15 protein-coding genes and 3 pseudogenes are annotated in these 16,186 nt (G+C 32.3%); 6 read left to right on the top strand and 12 right to left on the bottom strand.

Annotation, left to right across the window (positions count from 1 at the left end; translation table 11 throughout):
• Positions 1-2 precede the first annotated feature (2 nt).
• Positions 3-1,426 (bottom strand): annotated as a pseudogene (gene rlmD, locus P5P87_RS08085) (23S rRNA (uracil(1939)-C(5))-methyltransferase RlmD).
• Positions 1,427-1,745: 319 nt separating this feature from the next.
• Here rlmD and P5P87_RS08080 point away from each other — a divergent pair.
• On the top strand, positions 1,746-2,621 hold the full coding sequence (locus P5P87_RS08080; protein WP_233074131.1) for a sensor histidine kinase: 876 nt from the start codon (positions 1,746-1,748) through the stop codon (positions 2,619-2,621).
• A gap of 51 nt (positions 2,622-2,672) precedes the next feature.
• Here P5P87_RS08080 and P5P87_RS08075 read toward each other — a convergent pair whose 3' ends face one another.
• From P5P87_RS08075 to epsC, 4 genes are all read right to left on the bottom strand, one after another.
• On the bottom strand, positions 2,673-3,086 hold the full coding sequence (locus P5P87_RS08075) for a hypothetical protein (RefSeq protein WP_278022190.1): 414 nt from the start codon (positions 3,084-3,086) through the stop codon (positions 2,673-2,675).
• A 200-nt stretch (positions 3,087-3,286) separates the two neighbouring features.
• Positions 3,287-4,177 (bottom strand): aldo/keto reductase, encoded by an 891-nt coding sequence (locus P5P87_RS08070; protein ID WP_278022189.1) that lies wholly within the window; start codon positions 4,175-4,177, stop codon positions 3,287-3,289.
• 168 nt (positions 4,178-4,345) lie between these two features.
• Positions 4,346-5,233, bottom strand: coding sequence for a cysteine synthase CysM (gene cysM / locus P5P87_RS08065; RefSeq protein ID WP_278022188.1), 888 nt, complete (start codon positions 5,231-5,233; stop codon positions 4,346-4,348).
• A gap of 1 nt (position 5,234) precedes the next feature.
• Positions 5,235-6,026 (bottom strand): serine O-acetyltransferase EpsC, encoded by a 792-nt coding sequence (gene epsC / locus P5P87_RS08060; RefSeq protein WP_198857234.1) that lies wholly within the window; start codon positions 6,024-6,026, stop codon positions 5,235-5,237.
• A 190-nt stretch (positions 6,027-6,216) separates the two neighbouring features.
• Between epsC and P5P87_RS08055 the strand changes: the two are divergent.
• Positions 6,217-6,919 (top strand): annotated as a pseudogene (locus P5P87_RS08055) (DUF1003 domain-containing protein).
• A 13-nt stretch (positions 6,920-6,932) separates the two neighbouring features.
• On the opposite strand, the gene P5P87_RS08050 reads toward P5P87_RS08055, so the two are convergent.
• The gene (locus P5P87_RS08050) at positions 6,933-7,199 is read right to left on the bottom strand and encodes a DUF2752 domain-containing protein (RefSeq protein ID WP_278022777.1); all 267 of its coding nucleotides are present in this window, start codon (positions 7,197-7,199) and stop codon (positions 6,933-6,935) included.
• Positions 7,200-7,324: 125 nt separating this feature from the next.
• Between P5P87_RS08050 and P5P87_RS08045 the strand changes: the two genes are divergently transcribed.
• Positions 7,325-7,477, top strand: a complete 153-nt coding sequence (locus P5P87_RS08045) for a hypothetical protein (RefSeq protein WP_278022187.1) — start codon at positions 7,325-7,327, stop codon at positions 7,475-7,477.
• A 23-nt stretch (positions 7,478-7,500) separates the two neighbouring features.
• Positions 7,501-8,052: a Smr/MutS family protein gene (locus P5P87_RS08040; RefSeq protein ID WP_198857128.1), complete on the top strand. Its 552-nt coding sequence runs from the start codon at positions 7,501-7,503 to the stop codon at positions 8,050-8,052.
• 150 nt (positions 8,053-8,202) lie between these two features.
• On the opposite strand, the gene P5P87_RS08035 is transcribed toward P5P87_RS08040, so the two are convergent.
• A complete protein-coding gene (locus tag P5P87_RS08035; RefSeq protein WP_278022186.1) occupies positions 8,203-9,189 on the bottom strand; it encodes a hypothetical protein in 987 nt (328 codons plus the stop codon).
• Between the two features lie 87 nt (positions 9,190-9,276).
• Here P5P87_RS08035 and P5P87_RS08030 point away from each other — a divergent pair, with 87 nt between their 5' ends.
• Complete coding sequence (locus P5P87_RS08030) at positions 9,277-10,401, top strand: cysteine desulfurase family protein (RefSeq protein WP_278022185.1); 1,125 nt, start codon at positions 9,277-9,279, stop codon at positions 10,399-10,401.
• Positions 10,402-10,568: 167 nt separating this feature from the next.
• On the opposite strand, the pseudogene P5P87_RS08025 reads toward P5P87_RS08030, so the two are convergent.
• The 3 genes and pseudogenes from P5P87_RS08025 to P5P87_RS08015 all read right to left on the bottom strand — a co-directional run bounded on the left by P5P87_RS08025 (position 10,569) and on the right by P5P87_RS08015 (position 13,526).
• Positions 10,569-11,130 (bottom strand): annotated as a pseudogene (locus tag P5P87_RS08025) (L-threonylcarbamoyladenylate synthase).
• 117 nt (positions 11,131-11,247) lie between these two features.
• Positions 11,248-12,411 carry an acyltransferase family protein gene (locus tag P5P87_RS08020; RefSeq protein WP_278022184.1) on the bottom strand — a complete coding sequence of 388 codons (1,164 nt, stop codon included), beginning with the start codon at positions 12,409-12,411 and terminating at the stop codon, positions 11,248-11,250.
• A 152-nt stretch (positions 12,412-12,563) separates the two neighbouring features.
• Positions 12,564-13,526: a WaaS/CpsH family glycosyltransferase gene (locus tag P5P87_RS08015; protein ID WP_278022183.1), complete on the bottom strand. Its 963-nt coding sequence runs from the start codon at positions 13,524-13,526 to the stop codon at positions 12,564-12,566.
• A 60-nt stretch (positions 13,527-13,586) separates the two neighbouring features.
• On the opposite strand from P5P87_RS08015, the gene P5P87_RS08010 reads away from it, so the two are divergent.
• Positions 13,587-14,354: a lipopolysaccharide kinase InaA family protein gene (locus P5P87_RS08010; RefSeq protein ID WP_198857134.1), complete on the top strand. Its 768-nt coding sequence runs from the start codon at positions 13,587-13,589 to the stop codon at positions 14,352-14,354.
• Here P5P87_RS08010 and P5P87_RS08005 read toward each other — a convergent pair.
• Positions 14,335-15,105, bottom strand: coding sequence for a glycosyltransferase family 2 protein (locus tag P5P87_RS08005; RefSeq protein WP_278022182.1), 771 nt, complete (start codon positions 15,103-15,105; stop codon positions 14,335-14,337). The two genes, P5P87_RS08010 and P5P87_RS08005, sit on opposite strands and share 20 nt — an antisense overlap.
• Positions 15,106-15,121: 16 nt before the next feature.
• Positions 15,122-16,186 (bottom strand): glycosyltransferase family 9 protein, encoded by a 1,065-nt coding sequence (locus P5P87_RS08000; protein WP_278022181.1) that lies wholly within the window; start codon positions 16,184-16,186, stop codon positions 15,122-15,124.

The following is a 16,186-nucleotide window of genomic DNA, read 5'->3' as shown; positions in this document are numbered from 1 at the left end:
TTTTATCGAAGTTCTAAAAGTACAACATTTTCAACGTGATGTGTCTGCGGAAACATGTCTACAGGTCGCACACGTGTTACTTTGTATTTTTCGTCCATTAAAGCCAAATCACGTGCTTGTGTCGCAGAATTACAGCTTACGTAAACTACTCTTTTTGGAGCAATTTTTAAGATTTGTTCTACTACATCCTTATGCATTCCGTCGCGAGGCGGATCTGTAATAATAACATCTGGTTTTCCGTGTTGTGCAATAAAAGCTTCATTAAATACTACTTTCATGTCACCAACAAAAAACTCGCAATTTGTAATATTATTGCGTTCAGCATTGGCTTTCGCATCAATAATCGCTTCAGGAACACTTTCTACTCCAATTACTTTTTTTGCTTTTTTAGAAACGAATTGTGCAATTGTTCCAGTTCCTGTATATAAGTCATAAACTACTTCATTTCCTGTAAGGCCAGCAAAATCACGTGTTATCTTATATAATTCATATGCTTGATCAGAATTGGTTTGGTAGAAAGATTTAGCATTAATACTGAATTTTAAACCTTCCATTTCTTCCAAAATGTAATTTCTTCCTTTATAAAGAATAACGTCCTGATCGTAAATTGTATCGTTTGGTTTTCCATTTACTACATACTGAAGCGAAGTGATTTCTGGAAATTTCTCGTATAAATGGTCAAGAATTAATTCTCGATTTTCTTTGTCTTCTTCAAAAAACTGAATTAAAACCATGATTTCGCCAGTTGAAACCGTACGAATCATAACTGTTCTTAATAATCCAGAATGTTCTCTCGGATTGAAAAAAGCTAAATTATGCTCATTTGCAAAAGCTCGGATTTCGTTACGAATGGCATTTGAAGGATCTTCTTGTAAATGACATTTGTTGATGTCAAGAATTTTATCCCACATTTTAGGAATATGGAATCCTAAAGCATTTCGGTTGCCTAAATCTTCAGTGCTTCCAATTTCTTTCTCTGTAAGCCATCTGCTGTTAGAAAAAGAAAATTCCATTTTATTTCTATAGAAAAACTGTTTCTCAGAACCTAAGATATCTTCAAATTCTGGAAGTTCGATTTTTCCTATTCTTTGTAAGTGATTTTTAACTTCATTTTGTTTAAATGCTAGCTGCTGGCTGTATTTCATATTCTGCCATTTACAACCTCCACATACTCCAAAATGTTCGCAGATTGGCTCTACTCTATATTCAGATAATTCGTGAAATTTTACAGCTTTACCTTCGTAATAAGCCTTTCTTTTTTTAATGTCTGCACGTCTACAACATCTCCAGGCACGACATTCGGAATAAAGATTACTTTTCCGTCAGGTGCTTTAGCTACTGAAACTCCTTTTGCACCAGCATCAAGAACTTGAATTTGATGAAAGACAATTTTGTCTGTATTTTTTTCTTCCCATAGCGCAAAAATAAGCCTTTGAAAACTTTTACAAATTTAATTTTAGAAAAAATTTAGAAATTCTTCAAAATATTAGTTTAATTGGGTATAAAAGTTAATTTTGTTTTTGTAATAAGCCCAATAAAATTACATATTAACCTACTATCTATATCTTTTTATGAAGTTGTATCGCAAACTCTCACAAATCAGCTTTCTTAAAAAAAGTTATGCTTTCAAATTTTTGTTCGTTGCTTTTATCGGTATTCATATTCCTCTAATCGGAATCTTGTTTTTTATTTTATTTTTCGAACATAAGGTGTCGCCAACTTCGGTTCTCATTTTTTCTTTAATTATGACATTACTCGCAACAGCAGCAACACTTTGGGTTCTAAATAAGCTGATAAAACCAATTGCAACAGCCTCAAAAGCATTAGATGATTATAGAGGTTCAAGAAAAATGCCTGCTTTACCAACAGAATATACAGACGAAGCAGGACTGCTTTTGTGTAATATACAGGAATCTATTAATGAAGCGGAAACTTTTATAAACGAAAAGCAGGATTTGGTCTACATGCTTTCTCATGATTTGAAGAATTTTGCAGGAAATCCGCAAGGTTTAGCCAAGCTAATTATTAGTGAAAATCCATCGGAATCGGTTAAAAATTTGGCTGAGTTGATTTGTGAATCGACTGAATTACAATTTCGATACATCGAAAATTTTATCAAATTGCTAAAAGAACAAGACGAAATTGTAAAAGTAAGCCAAGAAGCTAAAACGGTTTTGTTCTCTAATATCGTTCCTTTTATTAACGAACAAGTAGAGCAACGTTTGTTGGATAAAAATGTAAGGTTAGATTTAGTCTTAGATTGCGAGAAAGCAAATTTGAAAATAGACGAGGGGCTTTTAATTCAAGTTTTAGTAAATCTAATTAGCAACGCGGTTAAGTTTTCTTACTTTGACAGCGAAATTAAAGTTAGAATCTTTTCTGAAAATGCCAAACTGATTGTTACTGTAAAAGACAACGGGATGGGCTTTGATAAATACCAGATAGAAGAATTGTTTAAAAAGTTCACAAAAATGAGCCGACTAGGAACTGCAAACGAAGGTTCTACAGGGATCGGATTGTATTTGTGCAAAAAAATAATTGAAAGAAACAAAGGGCGATTAACTGCTTCGAGTGAAGGAAAAAATAAAGGCGCAGAATTTAGAATTGAATTTGATGCCTAAATTTAAAAAAAAGGTCGCTAAGATTTTAATTCTTGGCAGCCTTTTATATTTTTAATGTAAAACATTCTCAAAAGATAATTGTGGTTTGTTATCAACACATTTTACTCCTGACGGGATGTTGTGCTGTGTGCAAGGTGGCGTATCTGCAAGGAATCCCCATTTTTTATTGATATATGCTTTGTGTGCATTATACTGTTCAATTTTCTTTTCTAGAACAGATAAAGTTGCTTTTTTCGAATATAAAATATATCCTCCAGTTGCTGAACAGGGACTGTCGGTCATTTTTACAAAACCCCATTCTGCAGGATTAGAACAAGATTCAGTATTGACTTTTGAGTATGTGATGACGTCGTTATACAAACTTTCAAGCTTTGCAGTGTCTTCTTCTTGTGTTGTACTGTCATCATTACTGCAGGAAAAGCATATAAGCGAAGTCGCAAATAATATAAAACTTAGTTTTTTCATAGTATGGTTTTATGATTAGTTTTATTATTAGATGCGCTAATAAAGAAAAGGTTGCGTGAGAGTTGTAGGGAATTTTCTCTCAGAAGTTTTTGTGGTTTTTTAAGATGCTGAAATCTTTTATAATTTCAGCATCTTAATTTGTTTTATATATGATTTACCAAAGCTGATGAACAGAAGGTTTGATAAGATTATTGTAAATTTTATTCATTGCGAGCAATCTGCTCTGAAGTTAATTTTGGAGTATCATAAACAGATAAATTCGATAAAACGTGTTCTGTTTTTGATGCTCCAGGAATAATACAGCTTATTTCATCGAAACTTAAAATCCATTGAAGGGCAATTGCGGCGAGATTTTTTGACTCTGGAAATAAGTCTTTTAATTGTTCAACTGCTTTTAAACCTAATTCATAGTCAATTCCAGAAAAAGTTTCGCCTTTATCAAATGCTTCTCCGTTACGATTAAAATTTCGGTGATCCTGAGGTTTAAAAGTTGTTTTCGAATCAAATTTACCTGTTAAAAGTCCACTTGCTAAAGGAACTCGAGCAATAATTCCGATATCTTTCCTTTTGGCTTCTGAGAAAAATAACTCAGAAGGACGCTGACGAAACAAATTGAAAATAATCTGAACCGTTGTTACATTAGAATATTCGATTGCTTTTAGAGCTTCTTCTACTTTTTCAACACTTACGCCAAGATTAAGAATTTTTCCTTGTTCTTTTAGTCTGTCAAAAAGTTCAAATATTTCTGGGCGATAGTAAACTTCAGTTGGCGGACAATGCAACTGAATCAAATCAAGTGTTTCTAATCCCGTTCTTTTTAAACTGTCTTCAACAAATTTCTGAAGCACTTTTGGCGTATATCCTTCATTTACATGCGGATTTATTTGGCGTCCGCATTTTGTAGCAACAAAAATACGTTCAGAACGAGAGCGAACCACTCTTCCAACGGCAGTTTCGCTTAATCCGTTTTCATAAACATCGGCAGTATCGATAAAGTTTACGCCATTATCAATAGCAGTATTCAAAAGTTCATCGGCTATTTTGTCATCAAAACCCGATCCCCATTTTTCCGCCAACTTGCCAAGTGCCAAGTGAAATTTCAGATATATTAAAGTTTGTTTTTCCTAGTTTTCTGTAGTTCATTTTTTTTGAGATTCTAAGGTTGTGAGTTGCTAAGATTCTAAGTTTTTTTAAAGTTGCTGATATTCTAAGATATAAAGTTTTTTTGCTATTGAAAACTTAGCAACTTAGTATCTTTTTTAATCAAATAAATCCGAAGATAAATAACGATCTCCTCTATCGCAGATAACGGCAACCACAACTCCAGATTCTAATTGTTCGGCAATTTTTAAGGCAACAGCAACAGAACCCCCGCTGCTCATTCCTGCAAAAACGCCTTCTTCTAGAGCTAGTCTTTTGGTCATTGCGCGTGCTTCTTCTTCGCTCACATCGATAACCGTATCAACTTTAGAAGCATCAAATATTTTAGGAAGATATTCTTGTGGCCATTTACGGATACCAGGAATCTGAGATCCATCGCTTGGTTGTGCGCCAACAATCTGAACGTTCGGATTTTTTTCTTTCAAATAAGTTGAAGTTCCTATAATCGTTCCTGTTGTTCCCATAGCCGATACGAAATGAGTAACCGTTCCGTCAGTATCGTTCCAAATTTCAGGCCCAGTTGTTTTATAGTGTGCTTTCCAGTTATCGTCATTGGCAAACTGGTTTAGCATCAAATAACCGCCTTGTGCTACTTTTTTATCAGCATAATCTCTAGAACCAATAATTCCTTCGCTCGCAGGAGTAAGAATAACTGTCGCACCATAAGCACGCATAGTCTGAGTGCGTTCTTTTGTAGAATCTTCTGGTAAAACCAATTCAATTTCGATACCAAATAATTGAGCAATCATAGCAAGGGCAATTCCAGTGTTTCCGCTGGTTGCCTCAATTAATTTATCTCCTTTTTTGATATCGCCTCTTTCCAACGCTGCAGCGATCATGTTGTATCTTGCTCTATCTTTTACACTTCCTCCTGGATTATTTCCTTCCAGTTTCAGTAAAAGTTTTACATTTTTATTTTTAACTAGATTGACAGTCTCCATAAGTGGAGTGTTGCCAATTAGGTTTAATAATTTATGTGAATTCATGTTATTTTTTTTCTTTTATTTTAACTTCAGTAGTAGTGGTGTTTAAAACGATAGAATCTTCAGGAATTGATTTCGTAACCCACGCATTTCCTCCAACAACACTGTTTTTTCCAATTATAGTTTCTCCGCCAAGAATTGTAGCATTGGCGTAAATGCAAACATTTGCCTCGACAGTTGGGTGTCTTTTTGCATTTTTCATCTCTTTGCTTACACTTAATGCACCAAGCGTAACGCCCTGATAAATTTTTACATGTTTCTTGATTACAGTAGTTTCACCAATTACGATACCTGTTGCGTGATCGATGAAAAATGGCGATGCAATATCGGCCCCTGCATGAATATCTGTACCCGTAATTCTATGTGCGTATTCGCTCATCAATCGAGAAAAAAGCAATAAATCAAGATGATATAACTCGTGGCTTAGTCTGTAAATTGCAATGGCATAAAATCCAGGATAGCCTAAGTATACTTCGTCGATGCTGTTTGAAGCGGGATCATTTTCAAGGATATATTCGGCATCCTGATTTAGTTTTTCTAAAACTCCCGGAAGTTTTTCTAAAAAGCGATCCCAAATAGATTCACATAAATTTTGGGGCTTTTTGCAGGCCAAAACAGCAATTTCTTTAAAACGAAATTCCAATTCGTCAATGCTTTCGTCTAGCGCCGCATTAGAATCAAAAAGAGTATAAAAAAGCTTTTCTGTAAAGTCTTCTGTTTTGGTTTTAATGCCGTAATTTATGTGTGAATGGCTTTTTAAAGCTCTTATATTTTGTATGATATTTTCTTTTGTCACAATGGTAAAAATGAATGAATAATTTTGGAACGTTAAAAGTAAGGCGTTTTTTGGAAATAAAATCACGATTTAACTAAAGAAATTTACTTCACAAAGTTAGATTTGTGATAAAAGGCAGATTGCAAGCTGTTCTTTTTTATGCAATTCTTAAGAAGTTAATTACGTAAATTAGCTTTCAAAATATATTAAAATGGAAAACAAACAAACATTTAAAAGTGCAGTTTCGGGGCTTTCTTTTGAGGAGAAAGAGAAAATTTGGGGTAAAGATATACACGATCCTATTTTGGGGTTAATAAAAAAGGAATACCCAGATTTCAGTACAGAAGACTGCATTTCTGTAAATGAACTAAATCTTTACCGTCAAAAATATATTTCAAATTACCTTTCTACTGAAATCGGAGCGCTTTCTGCGATGGAGAAAAATGTTATTTCTTCATTAAAAGAAGATAAATCGATTGTTAGTATTGTTGAAGACGAAGAAGAAATTAGAAGTTTAGGACAAAAAGTAGCCGATAAAGTAGCCGATTTTGGAGGAAGCTGGACTTTTATCATTTCTTTTGTGGTTTTTATTACGCTATGGATTGGCGCAAATGTTTATATTTTCTTGAATAAAGGCTTTGATCCGTATCCGTTTATTCTCTTAAACTTAATTCTTTCCTGTGTTGCCGCTTTGCAGGCACCTGTTATTATGATGAGTCAAAATCGTCAAGAAGAGAAAGATCGCAATCGTGCTAAAAAAGATTATATGATCAATCTGAAATCGGAATTGGAGATTAGATTAATTCATGATAAAATTGATCATTTGATTATGCATCAGCGAGCAAGAATTAATCGAAATTCAGAAAGTTCAAATCGAGATGATGAATGATATTTTGAATCAGATTAAGAAATAAGAAAGCAAAAAGCTCAGAAATAAAAGTGTTTGAAATAATATCCGCCGAGCATAAAAATGAAATTTACGATAGCAACGTTCCAAATGATTTTTTTGTAATTTCTGGATTTATCCAAGAAATGAAATGTCGCAAAAACGAATAATAAAAGGCAGGTAAAAATGGCTGGATACATTTTAAAAGCTACCAAAAAATCACCTTGAAAAAGTAAGAATAAAGAGCGTTGAAATCCACATCCTAAACAGTCATAACCAAAGACAGTTTTGAACAGGCAAGGGATCATATATTTCTCTAAACTCATGGCAGATCTTTTTGCAATTTTACTAAAAAAATATGACAAACGTTTCGAGCAGTATAGGAGTAGTACTTGAAAGTTTCCTATTTTTGAAATCTTAAAATGTAGAAAGGATGAAAACTTTTAAAATTATAATAATGATTCTTGCTATTTCGGTTGCGTTTTACGAGCAGGTTTCAGAAGAAAAAAACATCTATATCATGATTGCTTGCAATTGTGGTTTTTATGTTTGGAATGATGCAATTGAGCGCAAAAACGCCAAGTAAAAATAACGATAAAGAGGAGTAGGATGCTTGCAAAAGGAGATAAGGTTTCTGTACTTGATGAAGCCATAAACGGAACGGTAGTTTCGGTTAAAAATAACGAAGTTTTAATTGAAACTGACGATGGATTTGTGATGACATTTTTAGTCAACGAATTACTTAAGATTCAAGATACCAGTAATTTAATGAATTCTATTAAAAGAATAGATTTAGATGAAGTTTCAAAAGAAAAAACAGAGCCAAAACCACGAAGTTTTGTCAAAGAAAAGAAAGATAAACGTGATGTGGGCGTTCCAGAATTTGATTTGCACATCGAAAAATTGGTTCCAAATAAACGCGGAATGTCGAACTATGATATTTTAACTTTACAAACGGAAACTGCAAAAAGACATATCGAATTTGCGATTAGAAATCGCATTCCGAAAATTGTTTTTATTCATGGTGTGGGTGAAGGAATTTTGAAAGCTGAGCTTGACTTTTTACTCGGCCGTTATGACGGAATTGACTTTCAGGATGCCAATTATCAAAAATATGGTCTAGGAGCTACTGAAGTTTATATAAGACAAAATAATAAATAAGAAAGCTTTTTTTGAAGTAAAAAAACATAACTACAAAGTATAAAAAAACGTCTGTTTTTTGAAATGATTTTAAGATTAAATCAGGACAAAAAACAGACGTTTTTTTTGTAAGAATTATTTTTGTGAATTTCTCTCTAGAAATCTATACTTTTAGTTAGCAACTCGTTCAATTTTTCCAAGAAGGAAACTGCTTCCAAGTTTAAAGTGGCTATTTCCTTTTTGTAGAATTACATTTTTAAGTACAATTGTGTGCTCATAAACTTGTCCGGTTAAAGTAGTGGTTACTTCAATAATTCCGCTCTGATTTGCTACACCAAGTTTACCTGTCCATGTTTCGTCAATTACAGGAGAAGCAGGTTGTACTTTAGCACAAACAAAAGCTGGAGTGATAGATCCTGTTTCAGCTTTTGCAGTTCTGTAAAAGATTTTATTTTGAGTAGCCGTTATCAAACTTGTTCTTGGCTTCCCGCTAGGCGTAGGGTCATTAACAAGCAATGTTGGATCGATATCATCAATTGATAAATAGAATGAATTGTTGTAATTATAGACTCTGCTAGCTTCATCACACTCATAGGCTAAGCCATTTGGGTTTGTTTTAAAAGTTAAATTGGCCGGTGTTACAGTTGTTGTATAAAGTCCAAACTGAAAATCAGGCTGTTCTGTTTGCGTACCTGCAGGTTTTTGAAAAGATATATTCTTAAAAACAATGCTATGCGTATATCCTGTAACTCTTGAACCATCGTCAGTGGTATTTGGTTTTTCGTTTTGAGTAGTTGCAATTTCAATTGTACCGCCTATTCCAAGCCATTCTTCAGTTACTTTTGGTGTGCTTGGTGGTATTAAACCACAAATGTTATCTTTCGATACGGCTCCATCATAAGCTCTGTAAACAACACGATAGGTACTCGAGTTAATAGTGTAACTGTAAGTTGAAGAATCATTAACAATTGCTCCTTCTGGCATTTGCAATAAAAGTGCTTCCTGATTTTTTAGCTTGTAAATCAAGGTATTAGTAGTAGGGTCGCAGGCTTGAGATTCCTCAATATCCGAAAAGTCTATTTTGTCTACAGTTAAATCTCCATCATCACATCCATTCAAGAAAAGTGCAAATAATAGGAGGGCGAGATATTTTTTCATCGTAAAATTTATTTGTGTCAAAAATAGTGAAAAAATTGCCAAATGATATTTAAGATTTGACAATTGATATTTCTTAACTTTGCAGTAATGAAAAAAGTATACCTAGATAATGCCTCAACAACTGCAATGCGTCCTGAAGTAATTCAGGAAATGACTAAAATAATGCTTGAAGATTACGGAAATCCGTCGTCTACACACAGTTTTGGGCGAAATGCTAAAACAATATTAGAGCTTTCGAGAAAGAGTATTGCAAAACATTTAAACTGTACTGCTCAAGAAATAATTTTTACATCTGGAGGTACTGAAGCCAACAACTGGATTCTGCGCTCTTCTGTTGAAGATTTGAAGGTAGAGAGAATTATTACTTCAAAAATTGAACACCATGCTGTTTTGCATACTGTTTGGGCGCTTCAAGAAGAATATAATATTCAGGTTGACTACGTTAATGTAAATGCAGACGGAAGTTTGGATTTAACGCATTTATCCAATTTATTGGCCGAAGAAAAAAAGACTTTGGTGAGTTTAATGCATGTAAATAACGAAACTGGAACTATTTTAGATTTAGATCGTGTAAGTTTGATTTGCAAACAATATAATGCTCCGTTTCATTCAGACACAGTTCAGTCGATAGGGAAAACTGAAATCGATTTGCAAAAGACTCCTATTGATTTTATTTTGGCTAGTGCGCATAAGTTTCATGGGCCAAAAGGTATCGGATTTGCTTTTATTCGAAAAAATTCTGGTCTACAGCCGTTGTTTTTTGGCGGAGAACAAGAAAAAGGTCTTCGCGCAGGAACTGAGGCCGTGCATCAAATTGCTGGTATGGCAAAAGCTTTATCTATTTCGTATGCAAAACTAGAAGAAGAGAGAGCTTATATTTTAGGTTTGAAAAATTATCTGATAGAGCAATTTGAAATTCATTTTCCTAATTTTAGAATCAACGGAAAAAAAGACGATTTCTATAATCTCATCAATGTCATTTTACCTTTTTCATCAGATAAGACTTCGATGTTGCTTTTTAGTTTGGATATGAAAGGGATTGCAGTTTCTAGAGGAAGCGCTTGCCAGTCTGGAAGTATAAAACCTTCTCATGTATTAAACGAAATGCTTTCGGAGACTGATTTAAAATTGCCAAATCTCCGAATTTCATTTAGCCATTATAATACAAAAGAAGATATCGATTGGCTGGTTGAGAGTTTGAAAACGATCTAAGCTACTAAGGTTCTGAGATTCTAAGTTTTTAAACGCGGAGTGCGCTAAGTAATTGCGCAAAATCCGTTAAGATTCTTTTAAAACCATTAAAATGAAAAAGTTCGCAAAGTTTATTTTGATAAAGCTTTGCGAACTTTTTTATACTCTATTTAGATTCTCAATAAAAGCTATTTGCGGATAACTTTTACTTGAGAATCGTTTGTTAATTTGATTATTGTAGAAGATTTTCCGTTTATTTTGTCTTGATTTAATTTTACTACGTAATCAACGCCATTAATAATCTCTGGGCTAATATCCTTAAAAGCAATTGGCGTAGGTTGTCCTGAAATATTTGCAGAGGTCGAAACCAATGGTTTTTTCATTCTTTCCATCAATTTATAGCAAAAAGGCTCTTTTACCAGTCTTACCCCAAGAGATTTGTCGGCAAGCAATAATATTTGGAGCAACGTTTCTGGCGTCATCAAGAATTAAAGTAGTTGGTTTGTCTGATAGCTCCCAGATTTGCCAAGCAACTTCAGGAATGTTTTTAAATACGTTATACATCATCTTTTCGCCATTCATTAAAACAATCATGCTTTGTGTTTCTGCGCGCTGTTTTAATTTATATATTTTAGCAACGGCTTCAGCATTTGTAGCATCACAGCCAATTCCCCAAACAGTATCTGTTGGATATAAGATTATGCCACCGTTTTTAATTACTTCGTATGCGTTGATGATTTCCTCGTTCATTTTACAAATTATATTTTAAGATTACAAAGTTATAAATTTTACTTGTAATTGTTTTTTATAGTATTTGTAAATAGAAAATCTATTGTGTTTTGAAGTCGTTTTGTAAAAGCTAAATGTTTATGATTTTACAGAAGAAGATTTTAATTTTACTTTCGCTAATTCCATCAATGGATGTTCGATGTACTTAAATGTCAATTGACTAATAAAAATTAACGGAAAAACGGATAAGGCAATAACAGACCAAAATTCATTATCAGTCATTTTTTTTGCTTCTTCAAATCCGATAACAAAATAGAAAATGACAAATAACAAAATGCCATGCAATAAGTAAATGCTATAGGTTATTTGTCCAAATTTTCTTGAAAAGGCACTTGATAAAATTCCAAAAAAGCTATTTCCGGAAGCAATTATTATAAATACAATTGAAGTGATAATGATTGGGATTGGTCTTCTTCCGCTATCGAAAAAATAAACCGAGCACACAAGTAAAGAAATAGCAAGAAAAGTATATTTTTTTTGCTTTAAAACAGTTCCAAAAATATTTTTTTTGATTACCAAAGCCGCAATAATACCTCCAAGAAATGGAAAGAAATGTCTTAAAGAAGAACCATTAATAATCATTATTAGAGCCGCTACTACAGTAAAAGATAAAATGATTTTATAGTTTACTTTAATCTTGAAAAATAATGCAATAAGAGGCAATAAAAAGTAGAAAACCCATTCGTACGGCAGCGTCCAAGTGATGCCGGCATTTAACAAAAAACTATCTTCTAGTCCGTTGATATTTAATCCTTTTTTTACATTGAAAAATATCCATGACAGTATGGTCACAATATTTTCTGAGAATGGAACTTTTGACTTAAAATTCGTTAGATAACCAGCAATAAAAAATATAATGCCAACAGAAAAAAGATACATTGGGAAAAGTCTGTATAAACGAGCACTGATATATGCTGACCAGTTAATTTCTTTGTTTTTGCTATTTATTAATTTTAGAGTAAAAAGAAAAGCAGTAATTACAAAGAAAAAAGCAACTGTTGTTTGTCCAAAATGGTTAAATAGATTTGAAATAGGTTCATTCCATTCGCCACTTTGAAGAAAAAATCTCCAGATATAACTATGATGCAAGAAAACAAAAAATGCTAGATAACCTCTTAAGCCATCTATTTCTGGATAGCGAACATCAAGTACCTCTATTTTTACTAATTTATTTGTTAGCAGTACAGAAAAAATTAAAGCAAACGCTATCAGGATTGAATAAATACTAAAAGTTAATATCATTTTTTGAGGAAACAATTTTTTGTTGTGGTGTTTTTAACTAATTTTTTAAACTTTTGCAAACATACTAAACGAGTTTTGAATGCAAAAATTTTACGGTTAAAATTATCTTAAATAAATTGAATCCTACACGTTTGACTTTTAAAGTCAAAAAGTTATAATGTGTTGTCTTTTAGAATTACATGATTTGTCCAACCTTTTAGAGTGTACTTTTCTAGAATTGAATCTGGTATTTTTTCATACTCATTTTCGAAAAATTCCATTGGTATAATTGGATTCTTTTCGTCGATTATTAAAATATTGTTAGGATTATAAAAATCGTAATTTTTAATATCGACATTTGTGGTTATAAGTTTTTTTTCTAGACCCAAACTTTCAAAAACTCTAAAAGTAAGTCCGCTTTGGCCAATTCGATTAATGTCCAAAAGTACTTTCGAACGATTAATATAATCATTTACTTCACTTAAAGGCATGTGACTTTTTATATAGGTAATGTTTTCGTCATTGTCTTTTTGCTTTTTATCGTAAATGATAAATTTAAATTTTGAATTCTGAGAAGCTAAATTGACAGCAATTCTTTTTAATATTGGAAGCCTTTTGTCAATTGAGCTGATATTGAAAACATCATATTCAAATTGATTTTCATTTGTTGCGTTTTCTGAATTGTAAATCCAATTTGAGGCAAATTTTAAATTGAAATTTGCACAATCTTCTTTTTCAAAAGAAAAAACATCATCAAAGCAATGAAGAACTCGTTTGATTTTGGGACAGCGATACGTATTGTCATTAAAGAATCCGATAGATTTTTTCGTGTATTTTTTAAATTCTAAAATACTTTCAGGAGTTATAAAGTCACCTTTTATGGTCAAAATAACATCTTGAGTTTGGCTATTCTTTTTTAATTCATTGATAATTTCTTTTCCGTAATGCTGATGCTTCAAATTCGTTTTGAAAAATGCTTTTAATATAACATTGTACACTTTATGAAATACAGAAGGGTATTTGTATTTAAAAGCATTGAAGTCGATATGGCGAACTGTGTGTCCTTGTTTTTCTAAGTCTACGGCTATATGTTTGTTAAGTCCCCAGTTGTCTAAACTTATAAGAGTGATATACATTATCTTCGAAATAGTTTTTATTAGTTGGTAAAACTAGCTAAATTTGCGGAAACAATTTTTATGATTTTAAGATTAAATCGCGGATATGAAAAATTTGAAAATATTCTTCTTGAATATATTCGTTTTTTTAATACAAAAGGAGAAGACTTTGTAATTGGCCAGCGCAATCAGATAAAGCTTTTTGATTTAGACGATAAAAAAATAAACATAAAATCGTTTAAAGTTCCGCACTTTATTAATAAAATCGCCTACAAATACTTCAGAAAATCAAAAGCTAAACGTTCTTTTGAGTTTGCAAATAAATTGTTGGAATTGGGTGTTGGAACTCCAAAACCTATTGCGTTTGCTGAATTTTCTTCAATAATAGGTTTAGAAAAAAGCTTTTATGTAAGCGAACAGCTTGAATGTGATCTTACCTATAGAGAATTGGTAGAAATTCCTGATTTTCCAGACCGCGACAATATTTTGAGACAGTTTACTAAATTTAGCTTCGATCTTCACGAAAAAGGCATTGAATTTTTAGATCATTCGCCAGGAAATACTTTAATAAAAAAGAACGCAAGCGGAAATTATGATTTCTTTCTGGTGGATTTGAACAGAATGGAATTTCATAATGAAATGACTTTTGAAATGCGTATGAAAAACTTATGCCGCTTAACTCCGTTAAAAGAAATGGTGGCGACGATGAGTAACGAATATGCTAAATTTTATCTTAAACAGCCTGAAGAGAAGATTTTCGAAACTCTATGGAAAGATACTTCAGATTTTCAAGAGAAGTTCTATAGAAAAAAACGCCTGAAAAAGAAGCTTAAATTCTGGAAGAAATAAGCTTTCTTAATTCTTTGTAGCGAATATAAACGCTGTAAGCATTCAAATAACATATTGTAAAGCCTTTTTGTCCGTCCAGAAAACCAAAACGGATAATAAGTTGGTATAAAAAAGTGTATAAAGGATGGAACAACTGCATTAATAAATATGGTTTTATCCCTTTTACAAATTTTTCGTTGGCTTTAAGAATCCCGTAATTGTGCATTTTCGATTTGTAATCTTCATAAGAAGAGTACGAAAAATGTATGAGTTTGTGTTTTAAAGTAGAAATTGATCCATTTACAATTAACTTTTCGTGAACAGTTCTTTCTGAATCGTATCGACATTTCGATTTATCAAAAAGCCTGAAAATCTTATCAGTCTGCCAGCCGCTGAAATTTAGTCTACTGTTTTTAAACATAAAAATGCGATAGATAAAATAAGCGCTTGCAGCATTTTGGGAATTAATTTTAGTAACGATTTCAGATTTTAATTCAGGTGTTAATCTTTCGTCTGCATCAATAAATAAAACCCATGAATTTCGAGCTTGATCCAGCGCAAAATTTCGTTGAGAAGTATAATCAATAAATGCATTCTGAATTAATTTTACATTGTTAAAAGACTCAACAATGCTTACTGTTTTATCAGTGCTAAAAGAATCAACAACAATTATTTCATCAGCAAAATCAATATCTTCAAGAAGCGATTTTATGTGCTGTTCTTCATTAAGCGTAATAATCAATACTGATAATTTTTGCCCTTCACTATTCATGCTGATCCTTTACTTTTCAATTTTTATATTCTTGAAAATAAGTCTCTAATTTTTTCAGCATAAGTTCTAATGGATACTCAGCATAATATTCAAAAGTATGTTCTTTTATATATTGCTCTGTATGTTTCTCGTAGATTTCAGGTTTTAAGTCTTTTAAATGAACAGATACATTTTTTGCTTCATTCTCAAACAGCTGCCAAGTTTCTTTTCTAACAGAAGGAGTAAAGATCGAGAAAGTTGGAATTTCAAGTGCTTTTGCCATATTTACAGCGCCGCCTTCGTTTCCAATAAGCATTTCGCATTGAGAAAGTATTGCCAAAAACTGACGTAAATCTGTAGCGTACAAATCGAAGATAATATGCTTTTTTGTTTCGTCAGAACAATGATTATAAACCTCCAAAGCTTGCTCTTTCTGGTTCGGAATATAATTAAAAAGAATAGTAGCGTTTGTTTTGGCTACTGTAAAATCGATGATTTTTGCCATTCCGTCTAGCGGATATGTTTTGTAGTGCTCGCTTCCTAAAATTCCAAACATAATTAGCGGTTTTTCAGGATCAATATTGTAGCTGTTTAAAATATTTTTTGCTTCTGCAATTTCAGATTCTTTTAAATAAATCTTTGGTTTTACATTGGTTATCTTTTCTGTGAAAAAAGGCTTAAGAAGCAATAATCTGTTTTCGATTGCTAAACCATATTCTGATTTTATGGCATCAAAACGCTCGTAACTGTAGTTGTAAAAAATGTTAGAATACCATTTATGATAGGAAACTTTAAATTTTGCTCCAGAAAAAAACGTAATCAAATTCGTTCCCAATTTGCTGTATACATCGATTACCGCATCATATTTTTTTCTTCGAATTTCAAAAATGAATTTAATGAAGCCAAAAGTAGATTTTCTGATTTTATTAGTTACTGGAATAATGTTATCAATATTCGGATTTTCTGTAAGAACATCAATCGAATTAGGATAACACATATAGTCAATTGTAGAATCTGGAAACTTGGCTTTTAAATTGTTGCAGATAATTGTGCTTGTTAAGACGTCTCCGATTCTTTTTTGCTGAATAACTAATATTCTCAT

The organism is Flavobacterium ginsengisoli, from assembly GCF_029625315.1.
GTDB classification, from domain to species: Bacteria; Bacteroidota; Bacteroidia; order Flavobacteriales; family Flavobacteriaceae; genus Flavobacterium; species Flavobacterium ginsengisoli.
The sequence above is the reverse complement of the archived record's forward strand: the minus strand, read 5'-3'. Positions and strand labels throughout refer to the sequence as shown.